The following is an 18,763-nucleotide window of genomic DNA, read 5'->3' on the forward strand; positions in this document are numbered from 1 at the left end:
CCAGAGGGCGAGCGAGACGCTCCGGCACCGGGCGAGCGGCGTCGGTGGCCGACGATGGCGGACGTGGCTCGTCGCTCCGGCGCCTCGCTGATGACCGTGTCGCGGGTGGTGAACGGTGAGCCAGGCGTCCGGGAGGAAACCGCGCAACGGGTGCGGTCGGCCATCGATGAACTGGGTTTTCGCCGCAACGACGGCGCGCGAATTCTCCGCCAGGGCAACGCCACCGCGAGCATCGGCCTGGTGATGGAGGATCTGACCGGCCCTCTCTACAGCACCATCATGGCCGCCGTCGAGCAGGTGGCACGGGACCGAAACTACTTGCTGCTGGCCGGATCCGCGCAGGGTGATTCCGCGCGCGCGGCGAAACTCACCAGCGCGTTCCTCGACCGCCGGGTCGACGGGCTGATCGTCGCCGCCAGTCTCGCGGGCGAGGTGCAGCTCGAATCCGAGCTGGCGCCGGAAACCAAGTGCGTCTTCGTCGACCGACCGAGTTCGAATGCGACGTTCGACTCGGTCGTCGCCGACAACGAAGGCGGCGTGCGTCATGCCGTTGACCATCTCGTCGCATTGGGCCACCGTCGGATCGGCTACCTCGGCGACGACGAGCATTTCTGGACGGCAGGCCGTCGTCGCGACGGTTTTCTCGCCGCGATTCGAGCACACGGCCTGGACGCGACGGGCCTCGTCGGGATGGGTTTACACGAGCCGAGCAGTCAGGCCGAGATCTGGCAACGGTGGACCAGTGGGCCCGAGCCGGTCACCGCGGTGGTCACCGGAAACATCCGCGCCACCCTCGCGCTCCTCCGTCATCTGCGTTCTGCTCCCGAATTGTCGGTCGCCTACGTCGGATTCGACGATTTCGACCTCGCCGATCTGCTGAGCCCGGCCGTCACCACGGTCACCCAGGACGCCGAGCAGATGGGCGCGCGCGCCGCCGAGATGCTCTTCGACCGGATCGGCGGGCGGACCGACAGTCCGCGACACGTCGTGGTTCCGACTCGTCTGATCGTCAGGGAGTCCGGGCTCAGCAAGCGATGAGTCGCCAGACTCGGCGCGAAATCCCTACCGGCATCGTCGAACACAGATCAAAGGAGATCCCGTGACCCACTCAACGGCGCGCTTGCGCCGCAACGCAACACTTCTGGTGCTGGCAGGCGCCCTACTGGTCACCGGATGCCGCGGTGGCGAATCCACCGCAGGCTCGGCCGGTGCCGGATCGGCCATCCCGGACACCGCCGCGATCGTGAACGCCGTGCAGAGCGATCCGGCGCTGGCCGGCGAGGTGCCTGCGGCGATCAAGGGCAAGGGCACGCTGTCGGTCGGCTCGAATGTGCAATCGCCGCCGAACAACTTCTATGGCGCGGACGGCAAGAAGGCCGTCGGGTTCGAGGTCGATCTCATCACGGCCGCCGCGAAGAAGCTCGGCCTCGGAATCGCCTACAGCGACATGTCTTTCGACTCGCTCATCACCAGCCTGCAGACCGGACGCATCGACGCGACCATCGCGGGCATGAACGATACGAAGGAACGCCAGCAGAAGATCGACTTCGTCGACTACTTCACCTCGGGCATCACCATGATGGTGGGCAAGGGCAACCCCGAGAAGATCCACACCGTAAACGACTTGTGTGGCAAGGCCATTGCGGTGGTGACCGGAACCAGCCAACAGGAATTCGCCAAGGCACAGAGTGCGCAGTGCACGGCAGCGGGCAAACCGGCCCTCGCCATCACCGACACGAGCAGCGATTCACAGAACCAGCAACAGTTGCGTTCCGGCCGGATCGCGGTGATCCTCAACGATCTGCCTTCCGCGGTGTACATCTCCCGAACCGCCGGTGACGGAAAGTTTTTCGAGACGGTCGATCAACCGCCGCTCAACGGCGGTCCGTACGGGATCGGCCTGTCCAAGGAAAACAAGGCGCTGACACAAGCATTGCAGAAGGCGCTGCAGTCCCTCGTCGACGACGGGACCTATACCAAGATCCTCGATGCCTGGCAGATCACCTCGGGCGCGCTGCAGCAGGTCACCGTCAATGCCGGCTGAGGTCCATCCGGTTCAGGACGAAATGTCCACTGTCGCACTGTTACCCAAGGTCCCCCTGCGACACTGGGGCCGATGGATATCCGGCGTGCTGATCCTGGTGCTGCTCGGCGCACTCGGATACGCGATGTCGCAAGGTCAGATCGACTACGCGTCCATACCCGAGCTGCTCACCGAGCCGATCATCCTCGAGGGTCTGGTCAACACCATCGTCCTGGCCGTCGCCGCGCAGGCGGGAGCCATCGTGCTCGGCGTGCTCATCGCGCTGATGCGCGCCTCCCGCAATCCGGTCGCGCGCTGGTTTGCCAGCGGCTACATCTGGCTGTTCCGCGGGTTGCCTGTCTTGCTGCAGATCCTGCTCTGGTTCAATCTCGCGTTCATCTTTCCGCGCATCACGCTCATGATCCCGTTCGTCGACGTCACCGTGCTCGACCAGTCGGCCAATGTGCTGATGACGGTGTTCGTCGCCGCGCTGCTCGGGCTCGGGTTGAACGAGAGCGCCTACATGGCCGAGATCGTGCGTGCGGGGCTGACCAGTGTCGACAAGGGGCAGGTCGAAGCCGCGCAGTCGATAGGCATGCCGCCGAACATGGTGCTGCGCAGGGTGATTCTGCCGCAGGCGATGCGCGTGATCATCCCGCCGACCGGCAACGACTTCATCAACATGCTCAAGGGCACCTCGATGGCATCGGTGATCGGCTACGTGGAGTTGATCAAGGCCTCGCAGAACCTGACCTCGCACAGCTTGAATCCGATGGAGACGCTGTTCACGGTCGCGATCTGGTACATGGTCGTGGTCAGCGTGGCCAGCGTCGGGCAGTACTTCCTCGAACGCAAATACTCGGCTTCGGATCGAACGAGCGGAACACCGTGGCGGCGGATCGGGCGATCTCTCGGCACCCCTCCGATGGTCAGGAGTAATCCATGAGCACAAGCGATCCCGATGTTTTGGTCAGAGCCGTGTCGGTGCACAAGCGGTTCGGCGCCACCGACGTGCTCAAGGGTATCGATCTCACCGTCCGTCGCGGTCAGGTTGTTGTGCTGCTCGGTCCTTCGGGCGCAGGCAAGAGCACGTTTCTGCGCTGCATCAACCATCTGGAATCGGTGGATTCCGGGGAGATCTGGGTCGACGACGAGCCGATCGGGTTCCGGTTGCGCGGCGGCAAGCTGCACCAGCTCCGCGAACGTGAGATCGCCAAGCAACGCGCCCAGATCGCGATGGTGTTCCAGCGATTCAACCTGTTCCCCAATCGCACGGCGCTGGAGAACGTGATCGAGGGGCCTGTCAAGGTGAAGGGCACGTCGCAGGCGCAGGCGCGGCAGCAAGGGAAGGAACTGCTCGACCGCGTGGGACTCGCCGACAAGGTCGACGAATACCCCGGCCGCTTGTCCGGCGGACAACAACAGCGGGTGGCGATTGCCAGAGCATTGGCCATGCAGCCCAAGCTGATTCTCTTCGACGAGCCGACGAGCGCGCTCGATCCGGAACTCGTCGGCGAGGTGCTCAGCGTGATGACCGAGCTCGCCCGTGCGGGCATGACCATGATCGTGGTGACCCACGAGATGTCCTTCGCCAAGGAGGTGGCGGACGAGGTGGTGTTCATCGACCAAGGGGTCGTCGTCGAGCAGGGCCCGCCGGAGCAGGTCATCGGCAGTCCGACGCACAGCCGTACCCGTCAATTCTTGGCGAGGGTGCACGCATGACCCCATCGGACCCGCAAGCCGCGTATCTGGCCCAATTCTCCGAGACGACAGGCTATCTCGACTTCGCGCGATACGGTCCGCCGTCACAGGCGGTGGTTGCCGCGAGCGCCGCGGCGATGCAGTCGGGCGCGACGGCAGGTCCGGGAACGGTCGACGATCTGATGGACGCGACCGACCGGGCAACCCGTGCGGCGGCGCGACTGTCCGGCTTCGCGACCTCGTCGGTGACGCTGATCCCGAACACCTCGACCGGGTTGTTCCAGGCCGCCTTCGCCATCCCACCTGGACCTGCGGTCGGAGAGGTCCTGGTGAGCGGCGGCGACTTCCCTGCCAACCACTACCCGTTGGCGCGCGCCGCTCAGTCCGGCCGGATCCGGCTGCGCGTGCTCGCACCGCCCGGCGGCCGGATGACGCCGGACGTGATCGCCGCGGAACTGCGCCCCGACACCACGGCGGTGTCGGTCAGCGCCGTCGACTTCGCCACCGGCTATCGAGCCGACCTCGCCGGTATCCGAGATGTCCTCGGCGAGCGGCTGCTGATCGTCGACGGTATCCAGGGATTCGGGGTGACGACCCAACCGTGGGAGGTGTGCGACATTCTCGTGGTCGGTGGACAGAAATGGCTGCGCGCCGGATGGGGGACCGGGTTTCTCGCGCTGTCGGATCGAGCGCTGGAACAAGTCGATCCGCTGCTTTCGGGATGGACCGGCGCGGTCGATCCCACCCACTATGACGGTCTGATCCACCCGCAGGCGGGTGGTGCCGCGCGATTTTCGCTCACCAATCTCAGTCCGGTCGATCATGCCGCGTTCGCCGCCGCGCTCGAGCTGGTCGAGTCCGTCGGCCCGGCCTGGATCGAGCAGCGGATCGGCGAACGCCTCGACGCGCTGCACGAAGCGCTACTCCCCCTCGGCCCGACGATCCGCTCCTCGCTCGACCCCGCGCACCGTGCCGGGATCCTGTCCTTCGCGCTGCCCGATCACCAGCCTGCGCAGTTGGGCAAGCGTCTGGCTGCCGGGGGTGTCACCGCGACCGTGCATGCCAGCGCGGTACGCCTGTCCGTTCATGCGACAACCACCGACGCTGCCATCGACGCGGTCACCGCTACGATAAGGGGCACGTGGTGACCGTAATTTACTGCGGCGCAACGCCGTTCAGTTGCCCATACTGAGCGGCGGTCAGCAGTTCGCCTGCGGCGGAGGGCAGCACGGCGAACAGCCAGCCTTGGTCGTAGGGATCGGACGTGATCAGCGTCGGGTCGTCGACCACCGCCTGGTTCACCAGTGTTACCCGCCCGCTGACCGGCGGGAAGAGCTCGGAAACGGCCTTGGTGGATTCCACCTCGCCACAGGCCGATCCGACGGTGATGGTGGAACCGACCGCAGGCAGATCGACGAAAACGAGGTCGCCGAGGGAATCGACGGCGATCGCGGTGATGCCGACCCGCACCGGCGCGTCGGGAAGGTCGGCGCCGGGGGCGAGCACCACCCATTCGTGGTCGCGGGTGTAGCTACGGTCGACGGGAATCGCGGGCATGGCAGCTTCAGCAAGCACGAGGTGTCTCCAGTTTCGCGCGCGTCCGGATCGCCCGGACGTCGAACAAGGGCACCTCCCCGCTCTGTCCTGAAACCTGAGAGTTTGGGCGTGCCACTGCGAGCGCGCTGTTCACCTTCGGTAAGCACCGGCTCGACGCCGGTCCTGTTCTCCAGAGTTGCCTCGGCGCTGCGGTACTGGTGCCTGAGAGATTCCCGGGGAGGATGTTGCTCCTACGGCGCCTCCCGAACGGAGGTTCTCCCGCTGCGCGTCAACGGCGTCTTCAGTTGTGTCGGCTGACAGTACACCGCAGCCGCACGTTTGTCGCCCGCGACCGACATCGGACGGCGCACGCGCCGTCCGGCAGTAGGTGGGTGACAGTCGGTCATCAGTAGGCGTCTATGACGTGGGCGATTCGGGTGGCGTAGCGGTCGAACCAGCGTGAGCGGCCCAGGTCTTTGGCGCGTTCGTGGCGGGTGTGGTTGCGCCACACGTCGATTGCTTCCAGTGAGCTCCAGTAGGAGACGGCGATCGAGAATCCGGGGCGGTAGCAGGTCTCGATGCCGTAGAACCCGTCGATCTCGGACGCGGCACGCATCACCGTTTGCGCCAGTTCCGGGTAGCCCGCGACGTCAGGGCGCAGATCGGCTGGTGCGACGACGGCGTAGTACGGGGGTTCAGGCAATGCGGCGATACCCGACATTGGCACTCCTTCGGTCACGCCGATCGCTGTTCGTCGGCTACGGGATGACCGTACGACGGTTCGCTATAAGCCAGAACCCGGTATCTTCCGTTGAGGGTATAAGTATTGTCTATGATCGCGGGATGGAGCATCTGCAGCGACTCAGGGTGCTGCGCGCGGTGGCCAAGCACGGTTCGTTCACGGCAGCGGGCGCCGCGCTCACCATGTCGCAACCCGCTGTCTCCCAACAAGTCACGGCGCTCGAACGCGACATGGGCGCACGCCTGGTCGAACGCACCACGCTCGGCGCGCGGCTGACTCCGGAAGGTGAGATCGTCCTGCGGCACGGGCTGCGCATGCTGTCCTCCTCCGACGACGCGCGCCGCGAGCTCGATCAGATCCGCTCCGGCGACCTGGCAACCGTGCGCATAGCCGCCTACCCCACCGCCTGCGCTCACCTGCTGCCCCGCGCCGCCGCGTTGTGGCATCGCCGTTATCCCGCACTGCCTTTCGAGTTCACCGAATGCGATGCCGACCAAGCACTGGACCTGACCAGACACGGCGCAACCGACCTCGCGCTCACCTACGACTACGCCGCGCACCCCATCGACCTAAGCCACCTCACCGCACAACCGCTCCCCGACGACCCACTCCTGCTCGCACTCCCCGCAAGCCATCCCCTTGCCGCGACACCCGTCGTCGACGTCGCCGCACTCGCCGAACAGGCCTGGATCAGCGGCACTTCGTTCGCCTGCGCGGAATCACTGCGCGCGATCTGCGGTGTCGCCGGGTTCACTCCGATCGTCGCCCTGGACTCCAACCGCTACCCCACCACCCTCGCCATGGTGGCCGCCGGACACGGCATCGCCCTCATACCTGCTGCCGCACTGAGCAATCCACCCGCCGACGTCGCGATCCGCCCGCTCCGGCCGGTGCCACCACCCCGCCGAATCTGGATGGTCACCCAAGGGCAACCCCATGCCACGGTGATCCACCTGATGGATTGTCTGGTAGCCACCGCAGCACTGAACCAGCCGCCCAATCCAGGCCGGTAGTCCCTGCCCGGTCCTTGAACAGTGTGTTGTCAGGATCGGCGGGACAGATGCGCCTCGTGCTGTGCGGTGACTTGACGCCACAGCCGATCTCGTTCTGTGGGAGTGAAGAGCGTTGGAGAGATGCCGAAGACCTCGTCGAGTGCACCGAACCATTCCTCGGCAGTGGTGAAAACCCTTGTGCTGGAGCGAGTGCCGTCCAGTCTGGTCAGCGTGCGAGCCCGCAGGGTGTCGCATCCGCCTGCGTGGCGGCGCTGCACGACGCACACCCGGACGAAGCCGGATGCCGGATCGGTGGAGAGATATTCGTGCCGGGCCGCGAAGTCGGCCATGGTTGCCGGGGCCGGATCGAAATCCATGCCGAGGAAGCTGCCGTGCGGGTCGTGGTCGAAATGCCAACCGCCGGGCGCGATCGCGGACGGCCGCAAGCCGAAGGTGAACGGCCCCTGCGGATAACGTCCGGTGCGTAGCGGAAGCGGCGAGAACAGTGCGTCACCGAGGCCGACATCGACCAACCAGGTCGTGCCGGGATCGTCGGGCAGTCCGGACACCGTCAGCGCCAGATGGTTTCGGCTGATCTCCGCAGGCGACCCCGCATTCTGTACACCGGCGCGATGCAGCGTGACCCGGTAGCCGAGTGCGCGCAGCAAGCCCGCGAAGGCGCCATTGAGGTGGTAGCAGTAGCCACCGCGTCGCTGCCCGATGATGCGATCGGCGGAATCGAGCGGATCGAGCGTGGTCCGCCGCCCCAGCTGAATCTCCAAGGCCTCGTACGGCACCCGCTCCACGAACGCTTCGTGCAACCTGGTCAATGCCGCCACACTCGGCTCCTCCGCACCTGGCACGGCCAACCGTCGCAGAAACCCGGGCACATCAATCGCACGCACGTCAGGGACATTAGCCATCACACCCGCGCCGATGCGCGATCTTTTTCCCAGCGGCGGCACGGAACCCCGCGGACAGAGCCACTTCTGCGCGGACAGAGCCACTTCGGACGGCCCACACCCTGCGGCACGAGAGAGAGCTCCGGGCGTTCAAGTGGGAAGTGACTGCACCAGACCGACATTGTCCCGCGCCGCCAACGGCGATACGCTGCGGCTATGGACGAACGCCTGTTCCGCCGTGGACGCTTACGACGGTTTGCGCTTTCCGCCGTGGCAATCGGCGCATTGATCTTGGTGTCGGCGGCGTGCCGCATCGGCGAAACCGGTTCCGCCGCACCGCCGCCCGAGGCAACGAGCATCGAGGTGAACCAGACCGGCGGCTTCGCAGGGGCCGAGGTGCGCTACACAGTCGACAGCACGACCGACAACCAGCGCCGCAGCGAACTGTTGAACACGGTCAGCAGCCCGCAGTTCCAGGCCTTGCAGGACAGCTACACCGAACCGAACTGCCGTGACGCCTACTCCTACGACGTGACCGCGACCTACCGCGACGGCACCAGCAAGCACATCGTCGCGGACGAATGCGGCCAACTCCCCCAACTGCTGACCGATGTCATCGCAGGCGCCAAAGAGATCGGCCACCGGCACAACGGCTCGTGACCCTTGGGTATCGCGGCTAGCCGAGGGCTTCCTCCCCACCGCGCCTACGAACAACGAGTCGCCCGCTACGTCCACTGACCATGCTCGGCCTCGGAGCACAGCCTTCGGCCGCTCACTTCATGCCCTATCGGACGTTCAGCGGATAGACACTGCACGTCCACGCTGCGAAACTCGTGAGGCCTGAAGGAAGAGGTCAGCGTCGATGCCGGCAGAGATATGGGTAGCCCTGATGGCAGGCGCATTCACGGTACTCGGCGTGTGGGCGCACGAGCAGGTCGACAAAACACGACGCGCAGACAAGCGTGACAGGTTGGAGAAAGACCTGACCCTGCTCGAAAAGTACACTGCGACAAGCACACCTGGATCAGACCTTGCGGAAGATCACCGTGCCGCCGAGAAACACACGAAGCGCCGCGAATCGATCGAAAAGCGGCTGACTGCCCTCATCGATGAAGATGAGAGCGACGGCATGTCATGGTTCATGAAGATCGGTACCGCTATTGCCGTGGCCGCGGTGGCCGGGTTCTTCGTTGCTCCCGTCGTGCTGAGCCTCTTGCATTGGCGCTCCGTGGCCGATGTCCAACATCCCGGCTATTCTTCGCCGCAAAAATGGTCCGTCGCAGTCAAGCACACCCTCGACAACCTTGGTGACGACCCGCCGTGCGGCGTCAAGCCCGAGCCCGAACGTTCGCCACGTGGCGCACTCCTCGAGAAGATCGGCAATGCTTCAGGGCCACTGCTGATGGGAGAATGCGACCCACTGTTCAGCTTCGCTCTCAACAAGATCTCGGCAATCGAGTCGTGCCGACCGGAGTCACCCGACGAAACGCCGACAACGCGGAACGGACGGTTACTCCGACTCGACTTCACGGTCAGAGTCGGCAGCGAAGCCCTCCTACCGGACGAAGTGTTGCTGGCCAGCAAGGATTTCTACGCGGTCGACGAAGCGGGGAGAATCGTCCAGGATGTCCAATTCGATATCGCCAGGTGCATCCAGGACGGCGCGTCCACTGGGCTTTCCGATCCGATCAGGAGGCAGAACTACAACGTTGCCATCGTCGTCGATGTCCCAATAGGTAAGGGATACATCGGCTACCGATGGAAAAGCCGAGGGTGGGACGGATCGTGGGAGACCCCGTACTGATGACGACACCGCGGGCGGTGCCGCCCCGGTTTATCGGCCTGCCCAGGCTTCGATGGTGGTGGTTTTGCTGGACCTGTCGATGAAAATTCGAAGGGCTTCGCCGCTGCGGTATGCGACGGGGTCTACGTGGTGCCGGTCGCCGTTGCAGTTGTGGGTCTTGCTGTGGACCTGCCCGGTGTTGAGGTTCTTGATCGATACCTTCGCGTCGCCGCCGCCGGTGCATTTGAATACCGCGCGGCCCTGGTTCGAACCGCCGGGCAAACTGAAGTTCTGCGACTGCCATTTGTTGCCGTGGGCGACCAGGTAGTCCCTGTCGATGGTCGACTGCCATTGCTTGGACCAGCTCGTCTCGATCTCGACGTCAGGCTCGGCAGTGGCCGTTCCCGCGAACCCCGCGGACAACAGCGCGGCGGCCGCAGTGAGCGTAATGATCCTGTCCAGCTTCATGATTGATCCATCCTTCGTTGCCGTGATATCGAGGGCAGGGTGGAGTCATCGGCCAGTCTGTTCCCTCCCCGACCGAGCGTGCGGCGCTGCAACATGAAACATGTTGCACCCCACCGCTTCCTGCGCGCCCATCGTAGCTTCGAGCGAAAGCCGCTGGGAATACGTTCAACTGGGCAAAATTGGTAGGGGTTGCACGCGCCAGCTCACCACAAAGACGTGCGGCGAGATTGCTTACAGCGTCAGCTTTCCGGCGAGTCTGTGGCTTGCGTCGAGGGAGGTAGCCGGCCCGCGGCCGCTCATCGGGCGCGGCGTTGGCGAAGGGTTCCTCGGTCATCATGGCCTAGTGTCGGCGGACACGGTTCGATCCGCTCGTACAGACCGTTAGGTCTGATCGAGAGCCGACATGGCTCGTTACCCGCTCCACATAATTTTTCGATCATCCGCCGCCATCACGCTGCGAACCGATAGACCGGCACCAATTACCGAGCGACGCCGACCGACACCATCTCCGCCGATACCGCTGGACGCGCGTGGACCTGCTCGACGGCCCGGCGGCGCAGCTGTTCACGGTCTTGTTTTCCGTTGCGGGTCAACGGCATTCGCCGGGTCCGGACGAAACGGCTCGGAACTGCCGCCGTGGGCAACTGGGCACAGAGACCGGCACGCAGCCGACGGAACAAACCCTCGGGCTCGCAGTCGGGGTTCGCGGGCTGGATCCAGGCGACCACGGTGGTGTCGTCGTCGACGTCAACCGCGACGACCACCGCGGCCGCGACTTCGGGATCGGCGAGCAGTCGGCACTCGATGTCCGCGGGCTCGATCCGCTCGCCGCGGATCGTCACCTGGTCGTCGATGCGACCCAGGTACGCCAGCTCGCCGTCGACCAGCCGCACCCGGTCCCCCGTGCGATACAGCGTGCGCACCGACAACCCTTCCGGTGCGGTGACGAACGCCCGCTCGGTCAGGTCGGGCCGGTTCAGATATCCCGCCGCCACCGAGATGCCGCCGATGTGCAGCTCACCCTCGTGCCCTGGCGGCACCGGCATGCCGTCCGCGCCGAGCACGCACAGCACGCAGTTGTCGATCGGGCGGCCGATGAACACCTGACCGATGTCGGACGGACTGCTCGGACAGGTCCACGCCGTCACGTCGATCCCGGCCTCGGCGGGCCCGTACAGATTGTGCAGGGCGGCGGGCAATGTCGCCACGAACTCCCGCGCCACCGGTACCGGAAGCGGCTCACCGCTGCAGAACACGTGCCGCAGCGACGTGCACTGCGCCGCGTCCGGCCAGCGCAGGAACTCCCGCAGCATGGAGGGAACGAAATGACAGAGGGTGATCTGCTGCCGCACGATCGCCTGGGCGATCGCCACCGGATCCCGATGCTCCCCCGGCGCCAGGAAGACGCAGCGCGCCCCGGAGATCAACGGCAGCAACAGTTCCCAGCCGGACACGTCGACATTCACCGGATTCTTCTGCAAGATCCGGTCATCGGCGCCGACTCCGTAGGTGTCCCGCATCCACTCCAGGCGATTGCCCAGCGCGGGACCACCGACCGCGACTCCCTTGGGGATACCGGTCGATCCGGAGGTGAACAGCACACACGCCGGTTGATCGGCGGGCACTTCCCGTAGCGGGTCGAGCTCATCGGTGTCGGACTCGCGGGGCATGTCCACCGCACGCAACCCGCACTCGACGACCAACTGCCGACCGGGCCCGGCCACCACAGCCACCTCGCAATCGGCGATCTCGGTGACCTGCCGCATCCGTGCCGAGGATTCACCGGGATCGACCAGCAGATAGGGCAGGCCTGCCTTCAGCACCCCGAGCATCGCGACGGGCAAGGCGAGGCCCCGCGGCACCGCGACGGCGACCGTGCGCCCGCGCGGCGCGGTGGCACGCAACAGCCGCGCGACGCGATCCGAACGCAACTCCAGCTCCCGATAGGTCAGCTCGCCCGATCCGTCGGCCACCGCGATCGCTCCCGGGGTTTCCCTGGTCACCGCGCGGATCAGACCTGGAACGCCCTGCCCGAAGCTCCGCGATACGGTTCGGCCACGTAACTCCACGTCCGCGATCGAGTTTTGCTGGTGCACCAGACCTCCACACTCCAACTCATCCTGCTAGCCACGCTAGAAGGCGATGACCTGCACAGGAACGGCCCTAACGCAACATTTACGAGCGGGAGACGTGGCTCACGTCTGCGGTGGCACGACCACAATGCGGCGCGCACTCATCGCACGGTCACCGAGGGGTGGCAGATCACGGCGGCACGCCGACCAGCGCGGCGACCTGCGTGTCCGCCTGTGTTCACCAGATTTGCTGCATTCCACAGTGTTTCGAAAACTACGCTCACCGCATCGGCGGTCGGAGCCGCCGACGCAATATCGCCGACGCGTTCGGCGAGAAAGGTTTCACGATGACAATCGGCGTGGTTCTCGACTTCTCCGGAGCGACACTCGACCAGTACGATTTGATGCTGCAGAAACTGGACTTCAAACCCCTGGGACCGGGGTCGCCCGGCGGTCTGTTTCATTGGGTGACCGCCACCGACACCGGCATCCGGGTCACCGACGTGTGGGAGTCGCAGGAAGCCTTCGAACGGTTCACCGCGGAGAAAGTTGGCCCGGCGGCGGCCGAGATCGGGCTACCCAATCCGCCGGAAGTCACGATCTATCCGGTGCATAACTATCTGACTGCGGGCTGACCGCCCCGACGCTGGCAGCGCGTATGCACGACGCGCTGCCCGCGCTCGAAACCACAAGTCCTGAAACACAATTCACTATTGCGCGCTCGCGCGGTGGCGCTGCCAGTTGCGAGCGACCATGCGGAAGAACGCCGGGTTGATGACGAACCGGCGGAAGGGGCGGATAGCCGCCATATAGAGACGGCCGATCAAGCCTGCGGGGCGGACGAGGATCGTCATTTCACCGCGGTAGTCGGCGGCTTTGCCGGGAACCGGGACCCAGCCGACGTGCATGAGCGCGTGCACGGTCCGGCCCGCGTATTCGCCGACCCATTCGCGGTCGGTGCGATAGACGGAGATCCACGGCGCCGCGCGCTGGTCCGGGCCGCGCTCGCTGAAGATCGCGTCTTTCGGCAGCCGATCGCGCAGGGACGCCACCCGCGCGCCGAGCCCGGCTTCCGGACGATCCCAGCCGAACAACTTGCCGATCAGCTGGCGGACAACGAACAGCAGGATGACCAGTCGCTCCCCTTCGTACGCCCCCTCTCCTTCGGCGATCTGATGTACCAGCTCCCGGAACTCCTGGCGTTCGCCCTGGGCGGGTAACACCCACACGTCTTCGACGGAGAAGTCGGGCGCGATCTCGGCCAACCGCCATGACCGTGCGTCGTACGTGGAATTGGGCAGCCTCATGGGTCCTGACCTCCGTCGTGTCCTTGCGGGAGACCGGACTCCCGGCGTGTGCTCGATCCGGCATGCGTCGAATGCCGTTGCCAGACAACAGGACAGACCGCGAAAACCGGAGTACAGATACAGCTCAGCTGGGGGTAGCGGTGGCGAGCCAGCAGGCGGGCAGTGGTCCGACGGCGCGGCCGAGCCCGATGGCTGGATCGTCGCCTGCGTGCACCGCACCGATCCAGCCGTGCCGTGCGAGCCACTGCGGTACGTCATCACGAGCCGACAACCACTGTGCGCCTTGTGATTCCACACGCTCTCTGGCATAGCGGCCGAACTCACCGAGCATCGGCGCCTGCAACTGCTCGAGCAACAGCAGGCTGCCCGGCGCGGTCACCTGGCGCACCCCGGCGAGCAACGCATCGCCGTCCGCATCGGACAGATACATCAGCAAGCCCTCGATCAGCCACACGGTCGGCCGGGTCGGATCGAACCCGGCCTCGATCAGCGTCTGCTGCCATTCGCCGGTGAGGTCGGCCGCGACCGGCTGCCACCGGCAGCGCGGGCGTAAACCGGACAGCTGCGCGACGGACTGTTTGAACCGGCGCATGGTCGGCAGATCGATCTCGTACCAGTCGGCGTCCGGCGGGCAGGTCAGCCGGAACGGCCTGCCGTCCAATCCCCCTGCCAGAGTGACGATCTGGCGCGCGCCGCCGCGCAGCGCTGCCTCGATACGATCATCGAAATACCGGGTCCGCACCGAGAAGTAGTCCGAATAGGTCGGCTCGTCGCTGGACACCTCCCGCACTAGCTGGGTGCACGCCCGCATGTCGGGGTGATCGGCGAGGGTGCCGGTCAGCCAGGTGGCGAGCGGATCGTGGAACAGCGCGTCAGGACGGCTGCTCTCACGCTGCCGCTGCCAGGCGATGAACAGGGCGGTCTGTCCGACGCCGTCGGGGACATCGAGGTCGGCGAAGGAATGCGGGGCTGCGCTCATGGCGACTCCAAAGGTGTTGGGGGCGATCAGGGTTGGAGCCGAGTCCACTGCCACTTGCCGTGGGCACGGCGATAGACGAGCCTGCGGTGCAAGCGATCCGGGTCCGAGCACCAGAATTCGATCTCGTCGAGTGCGCACCGGTATCCGACGAAGCGCGCCGGACGCGGTAGTGGCGCAGCATGATCGGCCAGCGCGGCGGCCCGCCGGGCGAGCTGCGCGGGCTCCGGCAACTCGTGACTCTGCTCGGAGGCCACCGACATCGGGTGCAGCGCCCGCGGTCTGGCCCGCCACAGAACGTCGGACTCGTCGGGGCGCATCGGGGCGACCGAGCCGGACAGCACGATCTGCTGGCCGGTCTCCCGCCAGTACAGCACCCCGCTGGCCTGCCGGTTGACGGCGAGGTCCCGGCCTTTCCGGCTGGTCGTGTGGCTGGCGAAGACCAGCGCGTTGGGTTCCACGCCGATGATCGACACCATCCTGGTCGACGGGCGACCGGTCGCGTCGGCTGTTGCCAAGGCCAGCGCCAGCGGCTCACGCACCCCGTACTTGCGCGCCGCAGCCAGCCACGCGTGCAGGATCGCCGCGGGGTCGGCAGGCGGATCGAAGTACTCCGGAAAGGCGTGTTCGACTGCGGCAGTGAGTGTCTCATGGTCGGCCGGGCGCATCACTGGCATCCCTTCGGTAGCAGCACGGTTCGGGTCACACCAGCAGCGTGCCGCGCGCGACGGTCACCGCGTCACCACTGACGGCCACCGACTCGACGCCAGTGCTGGAGCCTTGCGCCGTCGCGATCATGTCCGACGGACGACCCAGCTCGACGCCCTGGCGGATCCGGACCTGATCGCCGAAGCCGGCCCGCCCGTGGCTGGCCAGATGGATCGCGAGCGGCCCGGCCGCCGAGCCGGTCGCCGCGTCCTCGACAACGCCGTAGGCGGGCGAGAACATCCGCATGCGCCAGTGGTCGCCCGCCTCGGCGAAACAGATCGCCGCCATGTCCTCGTGCTCGGCCAGCCTGCGGTGATCGGGACTGAGCGTGGACAGTTCCGCCAGCGTGCCGAGCCCGACGAGCACGTGCCGAGGACCGTTGCGGTACTCCGACACCGGCAAGGCGGGCGCTTCGACACCGAGCGCGGCGAGCAGTTCGACGGAACGCCGATACGGCGCGGAGACCGGGATGGGCTGCGACATGCGGACCCGGCCACGCAGATCGCCGCGCGGCTCGACCTCGATGTGCACGATCCCCATCGCCGTTTCCAGCTCGAGCGCCCAGGCATTGTTGCGCTGCGCAACGGCCAGCGCGGTGCCGAGAATCGGATGGCCCGCGAACGGCAACTCGTTCACCGGGGTGAAGATCCGCACCCGCGCATCGCCGCCCGCGCTCGGGCGCAGCACGAATGTTGTTTCGGACAGGTGCATTTCATTGGCGATGCGCTGCATCGTGCTGACGTCGAGGTGGTCGGCGTCGAAACAGACCGCGACCGGATTTCCCGACAACGGCTCGCTGGTGAACGCGTCGACGACGGTGTAAGGCAGCATGCGAGGTACCTCTCTGAACAGGTCGCGCCTGCGGCAACGACGGGTAAGCGAACCTGGTGCACAGCGAAACGCTCAGCGCCGCATCACCTCATCGATCAATGTCGCGGTGATCCTCGGCCCGTCGACGGTGAGCAGCGACTCCGGATGGAACTGCAACGACGCGAAGCGGTCCGCGCGGGTCGCGTGCACCTGTCCGCTCTCGGGGTCGCGGCAGAGTTCGACGATGCCGACGCCGTCGATCTCGATCTTGTCGTCGTCGTTGCGCGCGGCGAAGGTGTTGTAGAACCCGACCGTCTCCGGCCTGCCGAACAGGTCGATCCGGCGCTGCACGCCCTGATTGGGCACCGTACGCCGCTCGACCGGCAAACCCAGACGGCGGCAAAGGATCTGGTGACTCAGGCAGATGGCCAGGAACGGGCGCCGCGCGGCGAGCAGCTCGTTGACGCCCGCACGCAACCGGTCGATCCTCGCGTCGGCGCGCGAGCGCGGATCGCCTGGCCCCGGCCCGAACACGACCAGATCCTGGCGATCGGCGCGCCATTCCTGGTCGGTGCGCCGCACCTGCACCGCCGCTCCGAGGGCGCGCAGCTGATGCGCAAGCATTGCGGTGAAGGTGTCTTCGGCGTCGATGATCAGCACCCGCATGCCGTCGACCCGCGTGCCAGCACCGCTCGCCTCCTCGCCGAGCCAGAAGCCGGAGATCGAATCATTACGCCTGGCAAGCATTTCGACGATCTGCGGATGGTCCTGCCAGGACGTCGCCGGACTGCGCGTCATCGCGTCGAGCAGCCCGGCCGCCTTGGCCCTGGTCTCACGCGCCTCCGCCAGCGGATCGGAATGCCGGACGATGGTGGCGCCCACATCGATACGCACGGTGCCTGCCGCATCGATGTCGGCGGCCCGGATGGTGATCGCGGAATCCAGGGTGACACCAGAACCGTCGTGGCCGATGCGACCGACCACACCGCTGTAGTACCCGCGACCCTCCGGCTCATGGCGGTGGATCACCTCGGTGGCCCGCTGCACCGGGCTGCCGGTCACCGTCGGCGCGAACATCGTCTCGCGCAACAGATCCGGCACCGCGCCCGCCGTGCGACCCTCGACGACATACTCGGTGTGCGCCAGGTGCGACATCAGCTTCAGGTAGGGACCGCGCACCCGGATGTCGGCGTCGCAGATGCCCGCCATCATCTTCAGTTCCTCGTCGACGACCATGAACAGCTCGTCGGTCTCCTTGCGGTCGTGCAGGAAGTCGGTGATCCCGGCCAGCGTCGGACCGCCTTCCGGATAGCGGTAGGTGCCGCTGATCGGGTTCATCACCGCCCATCCGCCCTGCACGCTGAGATGGCGCTCCGGCGAGGCGCCCACCAGGGTTCGCTCGCCGGTGTGCAGCACGAAGGTCCAGTACGAGGACGGCTCGGCGGCGAGCAGCCGCGCAAACACCACCAGCGCGTCCAGCGGCCGGTAGTCGGGGACGGTGGCGCGAAAAGTGCGCTTGAGCACGAAGTTCGCGCCGTCGCCCGCGCCGATGGCCTCGTGGATGATCCGGGCCGCGCGGGCCGCGTAGGCCTCGTCGTCGAGGTCGAAGCCCGCGTTCTGCAGCCGGGTCTGCCTGTCGGGGACGAGGGCAGTGAACTCGTCGACCCGTACGGTCTCCTCCCGCTGTACCCGTAGCGCCAGCAACGGCGCGCCGTCGTCGTGGCAGGGGTACCCGCGTTCCGCGAGCTGTCGATACGGTACGGCGACAACGAGATCCGCGCCGGTCGCACCGGGCCTACGCAGGTGCGCACCCAGCTCGGCGAGCCGCTCGAGGTGCACGATGTCGCCAGTGAGCACCTCGACCACGCCGGCACCGCCCGGACCGCTGCGCCGGTAGAGCAGGGCGAACGGCGGCGGATCATCCTGCAGAATCTCCTGCAGGACAGTGCCGTTCATCGCGAAACCTCGGCGCTGACCAGGACGACACCGCAGCGTCGAGCGACATAGCGCAGCGCATCGGCATGCTCGGCCGCCGTGAAATCGGCTGTCGCATCGGCGACTACGAAGGGCTGGATATCGTGGCTGAACGCGTCGATCGCCGTCGCGAGTATCCCGACATGGGCGTAGACACCGCAGATGAGCAGCTGATCCCGCCCGGCGGCGCGCAACCTGGCCAGCAGGTCGGTGTGATGGAACGCGCTGTAGCGCCACTTGGTGATCGACCAATCCGCCTCGCCGGGAGCGAGTTCCGGCACGATCCGCCGATCCGCCGAGGTGGTCCGCATCCCCGGTCCCCAGAAATCGGCGAGCAGGCCGCGCTGCTCCGGCGTCATCCGGCCTGGCTGTGCGGTGAACGCGACCGGAGCGTGCACACTTTCACACCACTCCCGGACGGCGACGGTGTTGCCGACCAGCCGATCGCGCATCGCGTCCGGGAGTGCCCGCAGAAAATACTCCTGCATGTCGTGCACGAGCAGTGCGACGCGCGCAGGGTCGAGTGCCCATGTGGTGCTGCTCGCCGGAAACGGCGGTGGCAGCACGTATGTCTCGATGCTTGGCAGCCCCGGCGGGGCGGCCGCCGGTTCGTGCAGGTCCGTGGCGTCGACCGCCATCGGCTACTCCTTCCAAAGAGGGCTCGACCGGTGCGGGGCTAGGCAGTGTTTCGAAGTGGTGAGGGCGGGCCGGTTGGCCCGCCCTCATTGGTGTCGTAGCCATTGGTTGATTGCGGCGATGTGGATGGTGG

20 protein-coding genes and 1 riboswitch are annotated in these 18,763 nt (G+C 66.3%); of the genes, 9 read left to right on the forward strand and 11 right to left on the reverse strand.

The annotated features are described in order from the left end of the window. Nucleotides 1-63 precede the first annotated feature (63 nt). From ACGFNJ_RS43490 to ACGFNJ_RS43510, 5 genes are all read left to right on the forward strand, one after another. The gene (locus tag ACGFNJ_RS43490; protein ID WP_393462443.1) at nt 64-1,038 is read left to right on the forward strand and encodes a LacI family DNA-binding transcriptional regulator; all 975 of its coding nucleotides are present in this window, start codon (nt 64-66) and stop codon (nt 1,036-1,038) included. Between the two features lie 61 nt (nt 1,039-1,099). After that, nucleotides 1,100-2,044 (forward strand): ABC transporter substrate-binding protein, encoded by a 945-nt coding sequence (locus ACGFNJ_RS43495; RefSeq protein WP_393462445.1) that lies wholly within the window; start codon nt 1,100-1,102, stop codon nt 2,042-2,044. 22 nt (nt 2,045-2,066) lie between these two features. After that, a complete protein-coding gene (locus ACGFNJ_RS43500; RefSeq protein ID WP_393462447.1) occupies nt 2,067-2,969 on the forward strand; it encodes an amino acid ABC transporter permease in 903 nt (300 codons plus the stop codon). Then, on the forward strand, nt 2,966-3,745 hold the full coding sequence (locus tag ACGFNJ_RS43505; RefSeq protein WP_393462449.1) for an amino acid ABC transporter ATP-binding protein: 780 nt from the start codon (nt 2,966-2,968) through the stop codon (nt 3,743-3,745). The genes ACGFNJ_RS43500 and ACGFNJ_RS43505 overlap by 4 nt, the downstream gene beginning before the upstream one ends. Further along, nucleotides 3,742-4,872, forward strand: a complete 1,131-nt coding sequence (locus tag ACGFNJ_RS43510) for an aminotransferase class V-fold PLP-dependent enzyme (protein ID WP_393462451.1) — start codon at nt 3,742-3,744, stop codon at nt 4,870-4,872. Before ACGFNJ_RS43505 ends, ACGFNJ_RS43510 begins: the two co-directional genes overlap by 4 nt. 7 nt (nt 4,873-4,879) lie before the next feature. On the opposite strand, the gene ACGFNJ_RS43515 is transcribed toward ACGFNJ_RS43510, so the two are convergent. After that, nucleotides 4,880-5,281 (reverse strand): glycine cleavage system protein H, encoded by a 402-nt coding sequence (locus ACGFNJ_RS43515; RefSeq protein WP_393462483.1) that lies wholly within the window; start codon nt 5,279-5,281, stop codon nt 4,880-4,882. Between the two features lie 179 nt (nt 5,282-5,460). Further along, nucleotides 5,461-5,552, reverse strand: a riboswitch (glycine riboswitch). A 114-nt stretch (nt 5,553-5,666) separates the two neighbouring features. Then, the gene (locus tag ACGFNJ_RS43520; RefSeq protein ID WP_393462453.1) at nt 5,667-5,981 is read right to left on the reverse strand and encodes an antibiotic biosynthesis monooxygenase family protein; all 315 of its coding nucleotides are present in this window, start codon (nt 5,979-5,981) and stop codon (nt 5,667-5,669) included. Between the two features lie 122 nt (nt 5,982-6,103). Between ACGFNJ_RS43520 and ACGFNJ_RS43525 the strand changes: the two genes are divergently transcribed. Next, complete coding sequence (locus ACGFNJ_RS43525; protein WP_393462455.1) at nt 6,104-7,015, forward strand: LysR family transcriptional regulator; 912 nt, start codon at nt 6,104-6,106, stop codon at nt 7,013-7,015. Nucleotides 7,016-7,044: 29 nt separating this feature from the next. Here the strand turns inward: ACGFNJ_RS43525 and ACGFNJ_RS43530 are convergent, their stop codons facing one another. Further along, a complete protein-coding gene (locus ACGFNJ_RS43530) occupies nt 7,045-7,899 on the reverse strand; it encodes an arylamine N-acetyltransferase (protein ID WP_393462457.1) in 855 nt (284 codons plus the stop codon). 213 nt (nt 7,900-8,112) lie between these two features. On the opposite strand from ACGFNJ_RS43530, the gene ACGFNJ_RS43535 reads away from it, so the two are divergent. Continuing rightward, nucleotides 8,113-8,556 carry a protealysin inhibitor emfourin gene (locus tag ACGFNJ_RS43535; RefSeq protein WP_393462459.1) on the forward strand — a complete coding sequence of 148 codons (444 nt, stop codon included), beginning with the start codon at nt 8,113-8,115 and terminating at the stop codon, nt 8,554-8,556. Between the two features lie 229 nt (nt 8,557-8,785). Next, entirely contained in the window at nt 8,786-9,700 is a 915-nt protein-coding gene (locus tag ACGFNJ_RS43540; RefSeq protein WP_393462461.1) for a hypothetical protein, read from the forward strand. Nucleotides 9,701-9,730: 30 nt separating this feature from the next. On the opposite strand, the gene ACGFNJ_RS43545 is transcribed toward ACGFNJ_RS43540, so the two are convergent. Together ACGFNJ_RS43545 and ACGFNJ_RS43550 are read right to left on the reverse strand one after the other, a co-directional pair. Further along, on the reverse strand, nt 9,731-10,147 hold the full coding sequence (locus ACGFNJ_RS43545) for a hypothetical protein (protein WP_393462463.1): 417 nt from the start codon (nt 10,145-10,147) through the stop codon (nt 9,731-9,733). A gap of 479 nt (nt 10,148-10,626) precedes the next feature. Continuing rightward, the gene (locus ACGFNJ_RS43550) at nt 10,627-12,243 is read right to left on the reverse strand and encodes an amino acid adenylation domain-containing protein (RefSeq protein WP_393462465.1); all 1,617 of its coding nucleotides are present in this window, start codon (nt 12,241-12,243) and stop codon (nt 10,627-10,629) included. A gap of 158 nt (nt 12,244-12,401) precedes the next feature. On the opposite strand from ACGFNJ_RS43550, the gene ACGFNJ_RS43555 reads away from it, so the two are divergent. Next, on the forward strand, nt 12,402-12,854 hold the full coding sequence (locus tag ACGFNJ_RS43555; protein ID WP_393462467.1) for a hypothetical protein: 453 nt from the start codon (nt 12,402-12,404) through the stop codon (nt 12,852-12,854). A 75-nt stretch (nt 12,855-12,929) separates the two neighbouring features. On the opposite strand, the gene ACGFNJ_RS43560 is transcribed toward ACGFNJ_RS43555, so the two are convergent. From ACGFNJ_RS43560 to ACGFNJ_RS43585, 6 genes are all read right to left on the reverse strand, one after another. Continuing rightward, on the reverse strand, nt 12,930-13,526 hold the full coding sequence (locus ACGFNJ_RS43560) for a DUF2867 domain-containing protein (protein WP_393462469.1): 597 nt from the start codon (nt 13,524-13,526) through the stop codon (nt 12,930-12,932). A 124-nt stretch (nt 13,527-13,650) separates the two neighbouring features. After that, nucleotides 13,651-14,505 carry a class I SAM-dependent methyltransferase gene (locus ACGFNJ_RS43565; RefSeq protein WP_393462471.1) on the reverse strand — a complete coding sequence of 285 codons (855 nt, stop codon included), beginning with the start codon at nt 14,503-14,505 and terminating at the stop codon, nt 13,651-13,653. 26 nt (nt 14,506-14,531) lie between these two features. Next, the gene (gene phzG / locus ACGFNJ_RS43570) at nt 14,532-15,170 is read right to left on the reverse strand and encodes a phenazine biosynthesis FMN-dependent oxidase PhzG (RefSeq protein WP_393462473.1); all 639 of its coding nucleotides are present in this window, start codon (nt 15,168-15,170) and stop codon (nt 14,532-14,534) included. Between the two features lie 34 nt (nt 15,171-15,204). Then, nucleotides 15,205-16,041, reverse strand: a complete 837-nt coding sequence (locus ACGFNJ_RS43575) for a PhzF family phenazine biosynthesis protein (RefSeq protein WP_393462475.1) — start codon at nt 16,039-16,041, stop codon at nt 15,205-15,207. Between the two features lie 72 nt (nt 16,042-16,113). Next, entirely contained in the window at nt 16,114-17,976 is a 1,863-nt protein-coding gene (locus ACGFNJ_RS43580; RefSeq protein WP_393462477.1) for an anthranilate synthase family protein, read from the reverse strand. Next, nucleotides 17,973-18,632, reverse strand: a complete 660-nt coding sequence (locus tag ACGFNJ_RS43585) for an isochorismatase family protein (protein WP_393462479.1) — start codon at nt 18,630-18,632, stop codon at nt 17,973-17,975. Before ACGFNJ_RS43585 ends, ACGFNJ_RS43580 begins: the two co-directional genes overlap by 4 nt. Between the last annotated feature and the right edge of the window lie 131 nt (nt 18,633-18,763).

This window comes from Nocardia sp. NPDC049149, assembly GCF_043197455.1.
Taxonomy (GTDB): Bacteria; Actinomycetota; Actinomycetes; order Mycobacteriales; family Mycobacteriaceae; genus Nocardia.